Source organism: Kribbella sp. NBC_00662, assembly GCF_041430295.1.
Classification (GTDB): domain Bacteria; phylum Actinomycetota; class Actinomycetes; order Propionibacteriales; family Kribbellaceae; genus Kribbella.
This window is the reverse complement of sequence record NZ_CP109029.1, coordinates 6426566-6441262: the sequence shown is the minus strand read 5'-3', so window position 1 is coordinate 6441262 and position 14697 is coordinate 6426566. Positions and strand designations below refer to the sequence as shown.

Genomic DNA, 14697 nt, shown 5'->3' with positions numbered 1-14697 from the left:
GCGTCAACCCGGAACGTCGCGGTCATCAACCCCACCTCCTCCTTCGAGTCGCGGTCACCCTAACCGGAAGCGTGGCTGGCTCGCACTGGATTTACGACGCGGCACTTACCACCCCAGCAGTTACCACTCGGCACCTGCGACTCGGCACCTACCACTCGGCGAGGAGCGGATCGTTTGACGGCGGGGCGACCGGGGTCCAGCTGCCGTCGACCAGCCGGTACGGATGCCATCGGCCGACGCGGTCGAGCCGGAGCTGCGTGTCGGCGCCGAGCGTGAGCCGGTTCGCCGTGGCCGTGACGGCGAGCTCGTCGGCGGCCAGCAGTTCCGCACGCGCCCGGTTGAGGTCCGCGGCGTTGGGCGTCCAGGTGTGTTCGAGTACGTCGAGGCCGGGCGCGCCGCCGTACCGCCAGGCTTGGATGCCGGGGGCAAGGTCTTTGCTCGTCGCCTCGGCCAACGGCCGGGTGAGCTCGGGGAAGTCGGCAGCGAGGCGGATCGTGTCCTGCCACTCGTCCAGCGTCGCCGGGACCGGGCGTCCGTGGAGGAGCGCGCTGAGCAGGTTTCGCGCCCGGCGCGCGGCATCGAGGACCAGGAGCGGTAACACGGCCGGCCCGACCCCTTCCGGTGGCTCGATCCCGGTCACCGCCAAGTCTTCGAGCCTGACCTTGTCCGGCAACTCCGGAGGCTCAGGCACCTCGCCGGGCGCAGCCCCGTCCCCAGCCCAGGACCCAGCGCCGGACCCGTCCCCGTGCCCAGCTCCGGACCCGGCCTCGGCCCCAGCGCGGGACCCAGCACCGGACCCAGCGCCGGCTTCGGTTGGCTTCGAGGGTGACCGTTGGAGGTCGTCGAGGAGGGATTCGCGCGTGCGGCCGCGGAGGAGTAGGAGGACGAACGGGTCGGCGTCGAGGAGCCACGCGACCTGGTAGCACAGGGCGGCTGCGTGCTGGCACGGCAGCTCCCAGGCGTCGCACGTACAACTCGGGTCGAGGTCGCCGATCCCCGGCAACAGCGTGACGCCGGCGTCGCCCGCGGCCTCCACCAGGTCGTGCGGCATCTCGCCATCCAGCAGTGCGGCGATATGCCCGGACCGCGCCGCGATCTGCTCATTGAACCGGCGCCAATCGTCCGCGCTCAACTCGTCGACGTGGACGACGGACTCGTAGGTGTCCTCAGGTGCGTAGACCGACGCCGCGATCCGCCCCGGGCTGACCGTGATCGTCCCGACCTGCCCCGAGTTCGCGTACCGTCGCCCCTTGCGCAGCTGATCGGTGTCAAGCGAGGTGTCTTCCATCGCCTGCACCCACGCCCGCGCCCACCACGACCGCCCCCGCGTGCTCCGCTGCTGCCGCGCGAACGCCGGAAACCCTTGTACGTCGTTCATCGCAGACCTCCCCGCAGCTCGACGAGGTCGGCGAGTTCCGCGTCGGACAGCTCGGTCAACGCTGCCTCGCCGCCGCTGAGGACCGCCTCGGCCAGCTCGCGTTTGGCGGCGAGCATCGCGGCGATCCGGTCCTCGATGGTGCCCTCGGCAATCAATCGGTGCACCTGGACCGGGCGGGTCTGCCCGATCCGGTACGCGCGGTCGGTGGCCTGATCCTCGACGGCCGGATTCCACCAGCGGTCGTAGTGCACGACGTGATCGGCGCGGGTCAGGTTGAGACCGGTGCCGGCGGCCTTGAGCGAGAGCAGGAAGACGGTGACCTCACCCGCCTGGAAGCGATCGACCATCGCCTCGCGCTGCGCGACGGGCGTGCCGCCGTGGAGCAGTTGGGTCTGGATGCCACGCGCCTCGAGGTGTCGCTCGAGCAGTCGCGCCATCGCGACGTACTGCGTGAACACGAGGACCGCTCCGTCCTCCGCGACGATGGTCTCGAGCAGCTCGTCGAGGAGCTCGAGCTTGCCGGAGCGGCCGGTGAGGCGGGCGTTCTCGCTTTCCTTCAGGTACTGCGCGGGGTGGTTGCAGATCTGCTTCAAGCCGGTCAGCAGCTTCACGATCAGCCCGCGTCGCGCCATCTGGTTGCTGGCGCGAACCTCCGCCATCAGCTCCCGGACAGTTGCCTCGTACAACACAACCTGCTCGCGCGTGAGCGATACAGGCTGGTCGGTCTCGGTCTTCGGCGGGAGCTCCGGTGCGATCCCGGGGTCCGACTTCTTGCGACGGAGCAGGAACGGCCGGACCAGCTTAGCGAGCCGTGCGGCGACCTCCTCGTCCTTGTCGGCCTCGATCGGCGCCGCCCACTGGTTGCGGAACGTCCCGAGGCGTCCGAGCAGCCCGGGAGTTGTCCAGTCGAGGATCGCCCACAGCTCGGACAGATTGTTCTCGACGGGCGTACCGGTCAGGGCCACGCGTGCTTGGCCCGGCACGGTTCGCAGGGCTTTCGCAGTACTGGAGGAAGGGTTCTTCACATGCTGGGCCTCGTCGGCGACGACCAGTCCCCATCGATGGTCGGCCAGTTTGGCGGCGTCGCGTCGCAGCGTCCCGTACGTCGTCAGCACGAAGCCGTCCTGCGCGTCAGCCAGCGAACGGGACGTGCCGTGGAATCGCCGTACCGGAGTGCCGGGGGCGAACCGCTGGACCTCGCGCTCCCAGTTGCCGAGCAGCGACGCCGGGCAGACGACGAGGGTCGGGCCCGCGGTGCCGGGAGATTGCTGGCGGTGGAGGTGCAGCGAGATGAGCGTGATCGTCTTGCCGAGACCCATGTCGTCGGCGAGGCAGCCGCCGAGGCCGAGGGACGTCATCCGCACGAGCCAACGCAGACCGCGTAGCTGATAGTCGCGCAGGGTTGCCTGGAGCTCGGCGGGTGCGTCGATCGGTTCGTCGGCGCGGTCGGGATCGGCGATGCGGGCGCGGAGATCCTCCAGCCACTTGGTCGGGGTGACGGTGATCTGGCGGCCGTCGATCTCGGCGGTGCCGGTGAGCGCGGCGCCGAGGGCGTCGATCGGGGTGACAGGTTTGAGGATGCGTTCGCGGGCCTTGCGGGCGAGCTCGGGATCGATCAGCATCCACTGGTCGCGCAGGCGAACCACCGGGCGGGTGGCTTCGGCGAGCTGGTCGAGCTCGGCCTCGGTCAACGGGTCGTCGCCGACCGCGACCTGCCAGCGGAAGTCGAGCGTCTTGTCGCCGCCGAAGAAGCCGGGGAGATCACTCGGCGGTCCGTCCGCGGAGGTGATCGCTGCTCGCGCTGTGAGTGCGCGGCTCAGACTTCGCGGCCAGTGAAGGTCGACCCCGGCCGCCGTCAACCGTTGCGCCGATCCGGCGAGCAACTCGGCGACCTCTTCGTCGGACAGTTCCATACGGTTTGGTATGGCGGCATCCAGCAACCGCTGCAGCGCCGGCCACACCCGGGCGGCGCGCCGGATCGCCAGCGTCGCATCAATCCGGGCCCGTGGCCCGAAGCCGGCGACGTCGTCGGCCCAGACGTCGTCCGCATCTCGCACCAGCGTCGGATCCTTCAGACTGTGCAGCTGAACGACCGCGCTGAACGCATGCGAGTCACCCATCTCGATCCGCAACGAGATCCGCACCCCGCTGTCGAGCCCAGCCGAAACCTGATCCGCCCACCCACGCAACCGGCCGGCCCGCTGCGGCGCCGCGGCGGCGAACAGGTTCGTCTGATGCGCCTTCCCAGCAGCCGGCGACCGAGGCATCCCATCAGCAACCGCATCCAAGAACTCCCGCAACAACTCCTCCGCCACCGGCAACCGCACCCCACCAGACGCGACCAAAGCCCCACCCGCCCCCACAGAGCCGATCCCACCGGCGCCCTCACCCGAGCGAGTTGCGTGCTGAGGCGTGGCAGCGGCTCCCGCCCGAGCTGAGCCGGAGGGGCCGCCGACTTCGACTGAGCGGGTTACGTGCGGGGGAGCGGACGCCCCTCCCGACCCGCCCGAGCTGGACGCAGCTCCCGCCCGGTCGGACCCGGCGCCGGGCTCAGCCGACTGGGTTGGGAGGGGGAGGGATCGGGCTGAGGGGGGCATGGATTCGGCGAGGGTGAGGATGCGGGTGACGTCTTCGGCGTCCAGGGGGCCGACGCGCCAGGCGTCGTGGCCGGCGGGGGAGACGCCTGGGAGGAGCTTGCCTCGGGCAACCAGCTGTAGCGCCACCAGCGATGCCCCGCCCCAGAAGGCCGCCGACGGGTGAGCCCCCGCGGCCCGCCGCATCCGCCCCAGCACCGGCACCGCGTCCGCGACCGACAGCTCGACCGCCCGCACCGGCCGAAGCTGGGAATCGACGACGAGCTGCAGATCGACCTGGTCTCCGACGCCTAGGGGTAGCTCACCGCTGGCGGGATCCCAGAAGGCTACTCGGCTTGTGCGTGGTGGATCGGCCGGCCGGAAGACCACCGCGTATCCAGCCAGTTCGTTCCCCGTGCCCACCAACCGACAACCCTCCTAGCAAGTCATCCAGCAGATCAGACCGGAACAGTTTCCCCAGGCTGATCAAACTGCGTCCGATACAGCTCTTCGTACCGCCCGCCGGCCGCGAGCAACTCCGCATGCCGACCGCGCTCCACGATCCGCCCGGACTCGATCACGAGGATCTGATCCGCGGCCCGGATCGTCGACAACCGGTGCGCGATCACCACCGCCGTACGACCGGCAAGCGCCTCGGTCAGCGCCGCCTGCACCGCCGCCTCGTTCGTCGAGTCCAATGCCGCGGTCGCCTCGTCGAGGATCACGACCCGCGGCTGCGCGAGCAGCAACCGCGCGATCGTCAACCGCTGCCGCTCGCCGCCGGACAAGCGATACCCACGCTCACCCACCACCGTGTCGAGCTGATCGGGCAACGATCGGATCAGCTCACCCAACCGAGCCCGCTCGAGCGAATCCCACAGGTCGTCCTCGGACGCCTCGGGACGCGCGAGCAGCAGGTTCTCCCGGATCGAGTCGTGGAACAGGTGACCGTCCTGCGTCACCATCCCCAGCGTCTGCCGCAACGACTCCGCCGACACATCCCGTACGTCGGCCTCGGCCAGCCTCACCGAACCCGAGTCCACGTCGTACAACCGCGGAATCAACTGCGCGATCGTCGACTTCCCGGCACCGGACGACCCGACCAGCGCCACCATCTGCCCTGGCTCGGCCCGGAACGAGATATCGTGCAACACCTCGACCCCACCCCGGGTATCGAGCTTCGCCACCTCCTCCAGCGAGGCGAGCGACACCTTGTCCGCCGACGGGTAAGCAAAGCTCACCCCCGCGAACTCCACCGCCACCGGCCCCTCAGGCACGCGACCCGCGTCCGGCTTGTCCTTGATCAGCGGCTCGAGATCCAGTACTTCGAAGACGCGCTCGAAGCTCACCAGCGCCGTCATCACCTCGAGCCGTGCACTCGCCAGCGCGGTCAGCGGTGCGTACAACCGGGTCAGCAGCAGCGCCATCGACACGACCGCACCCGCGTCGAGCTGATCCCGCAGCGCATAGAACCCACCCAGCCCATAAACAACAGCCAGCGCAAGCGCCGACACCAACGTCAACGCCGTCACGAAGATCCACTGCACCATCGCCGTTCGTACGCCGATGTCCCGCACCCGCCGCGCCCGGATCGCGAACTCCAGCGACTCCCGCGCCGGCCGCCCGAACAGCTTCACCAACGTCGCACCCGGCGCCGAGAACCGCTCGGTCATCTGCGTGCTCATCGTGGCGTTGTAGTTGGCTGCTTCCCGCTCGAGCGAAGCCAACCGATGCCCGACCCGCCGCGCCGGGATGACGAAGACCGGCAGGATCACCAGCGCCAGCAGAGTGATCTGCCACGACTCGCGCAGCATCACCACCAGCGTGAGCACGAGCATCACCAGGTTGCCGACGACGCCGGACAACGTGTCGCTGAACGCGCGCTGCGCGCCGATCACGTCGTTGTTCAGCCGGGAGACCAGCGCGCCGGTCCTGGTCCGGGTGAAGAACGCGATCGGCATCCGCTGGATGTGGTCGAACACCGCCGTCCGCAGATCGAGGATCAGTCCCTCACCGATCTGCGCCGACAGCCACCGCGTCAGCATGCTCAGCCCGGCCTCCGCGATCGCGATGACCGCGATCAGCACGGCGAACCGCAGTACGACGCTGAACGCCTTCCCGCCGACGATCGCGTTGACCACCTCGCCGGCCAGCACCGGAGTGGCGACCGCGAGCACCGCGGCGCCGACGCTCATCACGAGGAACCAGATCAGCTGGGTGCGGTGCGGACGCGCGAACGCGAGGATCCGCCGCAAGGTCGCCTTCGAGAACGGACGCTTGTCGTCCTGTGCGTGCATCGCGTGGTACAGCGAGTTCCACGCGGTCATTTCCATACTCACAGCGAGCTCCGCGGATTCGATCGATCAGGGACCGTCGATGATTCCGTGCCCCACCGACAAAACCAGACGTTAGAACCTCGACAAAGATTGAGGTCAACTGCGTACACTGTACGAAGTATAACCGATCCGAGAAGAACGACGCACATGAATCAGGAGTACAGCGGTAGCGGCGACCCGGCGAAGAGCCTCGAGCTGCTCTGGCGGCGCCGCCCGCAACCGACCCGCGGGCCGAAGCCGGCGCTGACCGTCGACCAGATCGTCACCGCCGCACTGGAGGTCGCGGACACCGACGGCCTCGCGGCGATGTCGATGCGCAGGGTCGCCGACGAGCTCGGCGTCGGCGCGATGACGCTGTACCGCTACTTCCCGGGCAAGGGTGAGTTGCTCGACGTCATGCTCGACACCGTGTACGGCGAGCTGCCGCGCCGCGAGGTGCCGGGGGAGTGGCGGGCCAAGCTCGACGAGGTCGCCCGCGAGAACCGCGCGCTGTACCTGCGGCACCCGTGGATGCTCCAGGTCGCGATCAGCCGTCCGCCGCTCGGTCCGAACGTGATGGCGAAGTACGAGTGGGAGCTGAGCGCGGTGGAAGGCATCGGCCTCACCGATGTGGAGATGGACTCGACCGTCGCGCTGGTCAACGGTTACGTCCACGGCGCAGTGCGGACGGCCGTCGAAGCGCGGCAGGTGATCCTCCGGTCCGGTATGACGGACAAGGAGTGGTGGCTGGCGCACGTGCCGCACCTGGATCAGATCAGCGACCTGGCGAAGTTCCCGTTGTCGGCCCGGGTCGGCACCGCGGTCGGGAGTGAGTTCGATGCCCCTTATGATGTCGATCATGCGTTCGAATATGGTCTGGAGCGGCTGCTGGACGGCGTGTCCGCGCTGGTGGTGAACCGGTCTGCACCGGAGGGGTAATCGTAGTTGTGAGTGAGTACTCACTCAGTTACCTTTGATCCGTGACACCACGAGCGACCCCACTGCCACCCGAGGAGCGACGCGCGGCCATCGTCGAGGCCGCGCTGCCGTTGCTGGAGGAGTTCGGGGCCGAGGTCAGCACCAAGCAGATCGCCGAGGCCGCCGGGATCGCCGAGGGGACGATCTTCCGGGCGTTCGGCAGCAAGGACGCGCTGATCGAGGCCGCGATGGCCACCGTGTTCGACACCTCCGACATGATCCGGGCACTCGAGCATGTCGACCGTTCACTGCCGTTGCGGGAGCGCACGATCGCCGCGGTCGAGATCGGCCAGAAGCGGTTGCGCGGCGTGTTCAAGCTGCTGTTCGCGCTGCGGATCCGCCGGCCACCGGAGTTCAAGCACTCCACGCCGATGGACGAGGCCCGGCGGCAGCGGCTGTCCGACCTGGCCAACGCCGCCTTCGCGGACCTGCTCCGGCCGGACGCGGACCAGTTGCGGGTCCCACCCGAAGAGGTGGTCCGGATGATCGGGCTGCTGACCTTCTCCGCCACCCACCCAATGATTTCCGCCGGCCACGTGCTGACCGCCGAAGAGATCGTCGACTTCGCCTTCGACGGTCTCCGCAAGCGCGGGACGGATCAGCCGCCGGCCGCGGAGGGCATCGTCGAGTACGCGCTCGGCGGCGCCCGCCATCACGACTCTGGGGATGATTGATGTTAGTTCGCGTCTTGCGTACGCACCTGCGTCCGTACGCAGGAAACCTGTCCTTGGTGGTGGTCCTGCAGTTGGTCGGGACGATCGCCTCCCTCTACCTGCCCACTCTGAACGCCGACATCATCGACAACGGCGTGGCCAAGGGCGACACCGGCTACATCATGAGTACCGGTGGCTGGATGCTCGCTGTCAGCCTGGTGCAGATCATCTGCACGATCACGGCGGTGTACTTCGGTGCGAAAACGGCGGCCTTGTTCGGTCGCGACGTACGGGCAGCCGTCTTCCACCGGGTCGGTGAGTTCTCCGCCCGCGAGGTGAACCAGTTCGGCGCGCCGACGCTCATCTCCCGCAGCACCAACGACGTACAGCAGATCCAGATGCTCGTCGTGATGACCACGACGATGCTGGTCGCCGCGCCGATCACGATGATCGGCGGCGTGATCATGGCGGTCCGCCAGGACGTCGGCCTGTCCTGGCTGGTGGCCGTCGCCGTACCGCTGCTGGCCGCCTGCGTCGGGTTCATCGCGAGCCGGATGGTCCCGCAGTTCCGGAAGATGCAGAAGAACATCGACGGGGTGAACCGGGTACTGCGCGAGCAGATCACCGGCATCCGGGTGGTCCGGGCGTTCGTCCGCGAGCCGCACGAGGTCGAGCGCTTCGGCGAGGCCAACCAGAACCTCACCGACACGGCGATCAAGGCCGGCCGGCTGATGGCGCTGATCTTCCCGACCGTGATGCTGATCCTGAATCTGTCGAGCGTGGCGGTGCTGTGGTTCGGCGCCTCCCGGATCGAGGACGGGACGATGCAGGTCGGCGCGCTGACCGCGTTCCTGAGCTACCTGATCCAGATCCTGTTCTCGGTGATGATGGGCGTCTTCGTGATGATCATGGTGCCGCGGGCGTCGGTCTGCGCGGACCGGATCCAGGAGGTTCTCGAGACCGACTCCTCGGTGCGACCGCCGGTCACGCCGATCAAGTCCTTCACGGGCCGCGGGCAGCTGGTGTTCGAGCACGCCTCGTTCAAGTACCCGGGTGCGGCCGAGCCGGTGCTGCACGACATCAACCTGGTCGCCTCGCCGGGGCAGACGACCGCGATCATCGGCAGTACGGGTGCCGGCAAGACGACGCTGCTCTCGCTGGTGCCGCGGTTGTTCGACGCGACCGAGGGACGGGTGCTCGTCGACGGCATCGACGTACGAGAGATCGAGCCGGAGGCGTTGTGGGAGCGGATCGGGCTGGTGCCGCAGCGTCCGTACCTGTTCTCCGGGACGGTCGCGAGCAACCTGCGGTACGGCAACCCGGATGCGACCGACGAGGAGCTGTGGGAAGCGCTGGAGATTGCCCAGGGCAAGGACTTTGTCGAGGCGATGGCCGAAGGACTGGAGGCGCCGATCGCGCAGGGCGGCACGAACGTGTCCGGCGGTCAGCGGCAGCGGCTCGCGATCGCGCGGGCGCTGGTGCGCAAACCGGAGATCTACCTGTTCGACGACTCGTTCTCGGCGCTGGACCTGTCGACGGACGCCCGATTGCGGGCGGCGCTGCGGCCGGTCACCCGGGAGGCTTGTGTGGTGGTCGTCGCGCAGCGCGTGTCGACGATCATCGACGCCGACCAGATCGTCGTGATCGAGGACGGCGCGATCGTCGGCACGGGCACGCATGACCAGTTGCTCGAGACGTGTCCGACGTACGTCGAGATCGTCGAGTCCCAGCGTTCCGCGGAGGAGGCGGCATGAGCGAGTCGACCACGCCGTCCCCGAACGGACAGGCACCCAACGGACAGTCGCCGAACGGGCAGTCGCCGAACGGGCAGGCGCCAGGTGCGTCGGCGCCGAAGGCTGTCAAGGCTACTGAGCGACCGACCACTGGTCGGGGGTTCGGTCCGCCGGGAGGTATTCCCGGCGACAAGTCCATGAACTTCCTGCCGTCGGCGAAGCGGTTGCTCGGGCGGTTGCGTCCGCACCGGATGCAGGTGTCCGGAGTCATCCTGCTGGCGATCTGCAGCGTCGGTCTGTCGGTGCTCGGCCCGAAGATCCTCGGCCGCGCGACCGACATCATCTTCGCCGGTGCCATCGGCAAGCAGCTGCCGAGCGGTTTGACCAAGGCGCAGGTGATCGAGCAGACCCGGGCCTCCGGCAACGGCCGGCTGGCGGACCTGCTGCAGGGGATCGACCTGATCCCGGGCGTCGGTATCGACTTCGATGCCCTGCGCAACGTACTGCTGCTGGTCCTGGCGCTGTACGCCGGCGCGTTCTTCCTGTCCTGGGCCCAGGGCTACATCCTCAACGGCGTCGTACAGCGGACGATCCTGTCGCTGCGCAAGGATGTCGAGGACAAGCTCAACAGGCTGCCGCTGAGCTACTTCGACGGTGCGCCGCGCGGCGAGCTGCTCAGCCGGGTGACGAACGACATCGACAACATCTCGACCAGCCTGCAGCAGACACTGAGCCAGCTGCTCACCTCGCTGCTGACGGTGATCGGCGTGATCACGCTGATGTTCGTGATCTCTCCGGTGCTCGCGCTGATCGCACTCGTCACGATCCCGATCACGATGATCCTGACCGCGGCGATCGCCAAGCGCTCGCAGGTCCGGTTCATCGCCCAGTGGCGCCACACCGGTGCGCTGAACGGGCAGATCGAGGAGGCGTTCACCGGGCACGAGCTGGTGAAGGTCTTCGGCCGGCAGAAGGAGATCGAGGCGGAGTTCGCGAAGAAGAACGACGAACTGTACCAGGCGGCGTTCGGGGCGCAGTTCATCTCCGGGCTGATCATGCCGGTGATGATGTTCGTCGGGAACCTGAACTACGTGGTGATCGCGGTCCTCGGCGGTCTGCGGGTCGCCTCCGGCACGATGTCGCTGGGTGATGTGCAGGCGTTCATCCAGTACTCGCGGCAGTTCACCCAGCCGCTGACCCAGGTCGCCTCGATGGCGAACCTGCTGCAGTCGGGTGTCGCGTCCGCGGAGCGCGTGTTCGAAGTACTGGACGCGCAGGAGCAGATCCCGGACGACGCGACGCCGGAGAAGGTCACCGATTCTCGCGGGCGGGTCGAGTTCGAGCACGTGTCGTTCTCGTACGACCCGGACAAGCCGCTGATCACCGATCTGAGCCTGGTCGCGGAGCCCGGGCAGACGGTCGCGATCGTCGGCCCGACCGGTGCCGGCAAGACCACGCTGGTCAACCTGATCATGCGGTTCTACGAGCTGAACAGCGGCAGGATCACCCTCGACGGTGTCGACATCACCGAGCTGACCCGGCACGACCTGCGCTCGCGGATCGGCATGGTGCTGCAGGACACCTGGCTGTTCGGCGGCACGATCCGCGACAACCTTCTCTACGGCAACCTGGACGCCACCGAGGAGGACATGCTGGCCGCGGCGAAGGCGACGTACGTCGACCGCTTCGTGCACAGCCTGCCGGACGGGTACGACACGGTGATCGACGAGGAAGGCAGCAACGTCAGCGCCGGTGAGAAGCAGCTCCTCACCATCGCCCGCGCGTTCCTGGCCGACCCGCAGTTGCTCATCCTCGACGAGGCCACCAGCTCGGTCGACACCCGCACGGAGGTCCTGGTCCAACGCGCCATGGCCGCCCTGCGCTCCGACCGAACCAGCTTCGTCATCGCCCACCGCCTCTCCACCATCCGCGACGCCGACCTGATCCTGGTCATGGAGAACGGCGCAATCGTCGAACAGGGCAACCACAACGAACTCCTTGCCTTGGACGGCGCCTACGCCCGCCTCTACAACGCCCAGTTCAGCGGTGCCGTAGTAGACATCGACGAAGAGGCCGCCGCCATCACGGCCCCGGTAGCCACCCCCGCCGGCCGCCCGATGGCCCGCTGACTCACCCGGACGGGGACGCCATCCAGGCGTCCCCGTCCGGTGTCATGCCTGTGGATAACTTCCGCGCCGGAATCGCGAACTATGCGGTACTTGAGCCATGCCCACGAGCGCGCCCCGCTGATGGTCAGAGTCGCCGACGACATGCTTGCCGACCTCCGCGCCGACGTCGCCGAACGATGTGCTGACCGGATCGTCGCGCTGGGCCGCGACGGACACCACCTCGCGCTCGCGATGACCCGGCTCGACGGGCAGTTCTTCCGGCAGTACGGGTCGAACCTGGTGCTGTCCCGCGCGCTCGTCGAGAACGCGTTGCAGGATCTGGAGCATCATCAGGGACTTCGGTTTCCGCAAGTGGACGGCTTCCGGCGGGTGGCACCTCGCGTAGATCCTGCGGACACGGTCGGTGGGTTCCGGCAGCTTACCGACTACCTGCAGGCGAACCGGGTGCCCGTCGGTCGGCCCGGGAGTCGAGCGACTGTCTTCGACACGAGCTTCAAGGGCACGGTGCAGGAGCTGCTCTCGGCGGTCTACCCGGAGACCACATTCACCGGTCGGTATGCGTTCCTCGGTGAATCGCCGCACGACCCGCACCCCGGGAGCAAGAAGGGATACGAGGTACACCTGTCCGCTGCGGAGACACGGCAGGGGCGGCCGCTCTACGAGCTGCCTGCTGACGAGTCGATGCTCCTGGAAGGCTTGAGCCGGGGACGGGTGTCCCCGCGATTGCGGGATCTCCGCGTCCGCGAGGGCGTCAAGGTGGTGAATCTGATGGCGGTCGCGGACCTGGCCCGGGATGTCGCCGGACTGCGCGATGCCGGCGGCAACTATCGGTCGTGGCTGGACGACTTGGGCCACGCGATTCCGGAGCGAGATCCGCGCGTGGATCGGCGACCGCTCGCCGGATCAGCGGCCGGCGGAGTTCCTCGACTCGTTCGTGCACCGAGGCGACAAGCAGCAGGCTGACGCGCTGCAGAAGACGCTGGATCGCGGCCAGGTGCCGGAGCGGGACCGGGAGGCGATCTGGGCTGCGTACGAGCGGTGCGGGAGTGACAGCGACAAACGGGTGTTCGTAGACAATGTGTTCAATTCCATCCGGACCAGCGGAGGTGGCAATGGGCAGCGGCGACGCGGATCCCGAGGCCGAGTGGACGGCGCTCGCCGGGACGAGCGCGGGCTTTGAGGAGTTCGAGGAGCTCGCCGGCCCACTGATTCGGGGTGGCCCGCCCCCGGCCGTCGGCGTACCGGCGATCGCGCGGGCGCCGATGGTCATCGATACCGATATCGGTGGGGATCCTGATGACACTGTCGCGTTGGTTGTGGCCGCGCGGTTGGTTCCTGAGCTGAGGTTGGTCGTCACCAGCGACGAGTACGGCGGTGAGCGGGCTCGGTTCGCGCGGTACCTGCTGGACCTTGTCGGGCGGACGGATGTTCGGGTGGTGGCGGGATCCGATCTGGGGAACAGCCGGATGTGGGTGATCGACGGGCTGTGTCCGGCGGAGGTGCCGCGGCAGGGGACCGACGTGGTCGGAGCGGTGAGTGAGCTTTGTGCGGCGACCGACGGGCGGATCCGGTGGGTGGGAATGGGGCCGTTGTCCAACCTCGCCATGCTCCAGGAGGTACGCCCCGAGCTGGTGTCACAGCTGGTCGTGACGCAGATGGGCGGGGCGATCAACTATCGGGATCCGTCCCGGGCGGAGCACAACTTCCGGGTCGACCCCGGGGCGGCGATCCGGCTGCTGCCGGCGCTCGAGCCGTGGTTGCCGACATTCGTGGTGTCCGACGTGACGTTCAACCCGGCGATGGAGATCACGACGGATTCGCCGCTCTACAAGCGATGGACCCAGTCGGACGCCCGCCCGTTCGAGCGGGTGCTCCGCGAGCATTCCGATCGCTGGATGGCGAAGTACCCGGGCACGATGCAGCACGACGCGCTGACGCTGGCCGCCGCCATGCTTTGGCCCGGCGTGCGCTTCGTGCGTGAGCGTGTGGCGCTTGACCCGATCGCGCGAATGAGCCGTAGCGACGACGGAACGGAGATCGTGATGTCGGTGTCCGCCGACTACGCCGCCTTCATGTCTTGGCTGGACACCGCCTTGAGCTAACCGCGGAGTGCCTGGGTGACGGCCTGCCGGAATGCTGTTGGGGTGGAGAGCATTGGCATGTGGTCGGCGTTTGGTAGGACGGTCAGGTCGGCGTGGGGAGCTTGGGTGGATAGGCGGTGGCCCCAGAGTTGGGTGCCTTCGAAGTCCTGGGGGCCGATCAGGACCGAGATCGGGGTGGTGAGCTCGGGGAAGCGGTGCTTGACGGGGGGATCGAGTTCGACGCCGTGGTGGACGGGCATGGTGAGGACGCGTGCGTTGGCCAGGACCAGGCCGACGAGGAGTCGGTGGGCGTCTTCGGGTACAGCCGGGCACCAGCCCTTGATGTCATGTTCGGCTGCTGCCGGGATGCCGTCGGACTCGAGGATCTCGGCCAGTTGGGCGAAGTGGGCGCGCATCACGACCCGGGCTGACTCCTCGGCCGGCGTCGGGTCCGGGAACTCGCCGAACGAGGGGCCGACGGCAACGACTCGTTCGACCCGCTCAGGATGCCGGTGGGCGAAGCCGAGTGCGCGTCGCCCGCCGTCGGAGACGCCGACCAGCACAGCGCGCCGTACGCCGGCCGCGTCCATCACTGCGGCCAGGTCGGCGATCTCGTCGTACGCCCGGTCCGACGGCGACGACAGGCCATTGTCGCGGTAGTCCCAGGTCGTCACGCGGTGGGTCTCGGCGAGCCACTCGATCGTGGAGGACCACATGCGGACGTCGGCGAGTCCGCCGTTCAGCAGTACGACGTCGGGACCCTCACCGTGCTGCTCGAAGTACAGATAACCGTCGGGGACGTTCACGAAGGACATGCGGGCAGTCTGCTGAATCGCGGACCGCCCGCATATCGGGAA

11 protein-coding genes are annotated in these 14697 nt (G+C 68.2%); 7 read left to right on the top strand and 4 right to left on the bottom strand.

Translation table 11 applies throughout. The features are described from left to right. Positions 1-148: 148 nt before the first annotated feature. Both OHA10_RS31885 and OHA10_RS31880 read right to left on the bottom strand, forming a co-directional pair. Positions 149-1378 (bottom strand): SWIM zinc finger family protein, encoded by a 1230-nt coding sequence (locus OHA10_RS31885; RefSeq protein WP_371402467.1) that lies wholly within the window; start codon positions 1376-1378, stop codon positions 149-151. Then, the gene (locus tag OHA10_RS31880; RefSeq protein ID WP_371402466.1) at positions 1375-3693 is read right to left on the bottom strand and encodes a DEAD/DEAH box helicase; all 2319 of its coding nucleotides are present in this window, start codon (positions 3691-3693) and stop codon (positions 1375-1377) included. Before OHA10_RS31880 ends, OHA10_RS31885 begins: the two co-directional genes overlap by 4 nt. A 441-nt stretch (positions 3694-4134) precedes the next feature. Between OHA10_RS31880 and OHA10_RS31875 the strand changes: the two genes are divergently transcribed. Beyond that, positions 4135-4266, top strand: coding sequence for a hypothetical protein (locus OHA10_RS31875; RefSeq protein WP_371402465.1), 132 nt, complete (start codon positions 4135-4137; stop codon positions 4264-4266). Positions 4267-4409: 143 nt separating this feature from the next. Here OHA10_RS31875 and OHA10_RS31870 read toward each other — a convergent pair whose 3' ends face one another. Next, the gene (locus tag OHA10_RS31870) at positions 4410-6278 is read right to left on the bottom strand and encodes an ABC transporter ATP-binding protein (protein WP_371408015.1); all 1869 of its coding nucleotides are present in this window, start codon (positions 6276-6278) and stop codon (positions 4410-4412) included. Between the two features lie 156 nt (positions 6279-6434). Here OHA10_RS31870 and OHA10_RS31865 point away from each other — a divergent pair, with 156 nt between their 5' ends. The 6 genes from OHA10_RS31865 to OHA10_RS31840 all read left to right on the top strand — a co-directional run bounded on the left by OHA10_RS31865 (position 6435) and on the right by OHA10_RS31840 (position 13861). Further along, a complete protein-coding gene (locus tag OHA10_RS31865; protein ID WP_371402464.1) occupies positions 6435-7205 on the top strand; it encodes a TetR/AcrR family transcriptional regulator in 771 nt (256 codons plus the stop codon). A gap of 41 nt (positions 7206-7246) precedes the next feature. Continuing rightward, on the top strand, positions 7247-7918 hold the full coding sequence (locus tag OHA10_RS31860; RefSeq protein ID WP_371402463.1) for a TetR/AcrR family transcriptional regulator: 672 nt from the start codon (positions 7247-7249) through the stop codon (positions 7916-7918). Next, the gene (locus OHA10_RS31855) at positions 7918-9651 is read left to right on the top strand and encodes an ABC transporter ATP-binding protein (RefSeq protein WP_371402462.1); all 1734 of its coding nucleotides are present in this window, start codon (positions 7918-7920) and stop codon (positions 9649-9651) included. Before OHA10_RS31860 ends, OHA10_RS31855 begins: the two co-directional genes overlap by 1 nt. Then, a complete protein-coding gene (locus OHA10_RS31850; protein WP_371402461.1) occupies positions 9648-11759 on the top strand; it encodes an ABC transporter ATP-binding protein in 2112 nt (703 codons plus the stop codon). The genes OHA10_RS31855 and OHA10_RS31850 overlap by 4 nt, the downstream gene beginning before the upstream one ends. An 81-nt stretch (positions 11760-11840) precedes the next feature. Continuing rightward, positions 11841-12722 carry a hypothetical protein gene (locus OHA10_RS31845; protein ID WP_371402460.1) on the top strand — a complete coding sequence of 294 codons (882 nt, stop codon included), beginning with the start codon at positions 11841-11843 and terminating at the stop codon, positions 12720-12722. Positions 12723-12871: 149 nt separating this feature from the next. Then, positions 12872-13861 (top strand): nucleoside hydrolase, encoded by a 990-nt coding sequence (locus OHA10_RS31840; protein WP_371402459.1) that lies wholly within the window; start codon positions 12872-12874, stop codon positions 13859-13861. Here the strand turns inward: OHA10_RS31840 and OHA10_RS31835 are convergent. Continuing rightward, on the bottom strand, positions 13858-14655 hold the full coding sequence (locus tag OHA10_RS31835; protein ID WP_371402458.1) for an alpha/beta fold hydrolase: 798 nt from the start codon (positions 14653-14655) through the stop codon (positions 13858-13860). The two genes, OHA10_RS31840 and OHA10_RS31835, sit on opposite strands and share 4 nt — an antisense overlap. Positions 14656-14697 lie beyond the last annotated feature (42 nt).

What these genes read in the sequence shown, in the direction of transcription:
- OHA10_RS31885 (WP_371402467.1), bottom strand. Translation starts at nt 1,378, where the DNA reads ATGAACGACGTACAAGGGTTTCCGGCGTTCGCGCGGCAGCAGCGGAGC.
- OHA10_RS31870 (WP_371408015.1), bottom strand. Translation starts at nt 6,278, where the DNA reads ATGACCGCGTGGAACTCGCTGTACCACGCGATGCACGCACAGGACGAC.
- OHA10_RS31865 (WP_371402464.1), top strand. Translation starts at nt 6,435, where the DNA reads ATGAATCAGGAGTACAGCGGTAGCGGCGACCCGGCGAAGAGCCTCGAG.
- OHA10_RS31855 (WP_371402462.1), top strand. Translation starts at nt 7,918, where the DNA reads ATGTTAGTTCGCGTCTTGCGTACGCACCTGCGTCCGTACGCAGGAAAC.
- OHA10_RS31850 (WP_371402461.1), top strand. Translation starts at nt 9,648, where the DNA reads ATGAGCGAGTCGACCACGCCGTCCCCGAACGGACAGGCACCCAACGGA.
- OHA10_RS31845 (WP_371402460.1), top strand. Translation starts at nt 11,841, where the DNA reads ATGCGGTACTTGAGCCATGCCCACGAGCGCGCCCCGCTGATGGTCAGA.
- OHA10_RS31840 (WP_371402459.1), top strand. Translation starts at nt 12,872, where the DNA reads ATGGGCAGCGGCGACGCGGATCCCGAGGCCGAGTGGACGGCGCTCGCC.
- OHA10_RS31835 (WP_371402458.1), bottom strand. Translation starts at nt 14,655, where the DNA reads ATGTCCTTCGTGAACGTCCCCGACGGTTATCTGTACTTCGAGCAGCAC.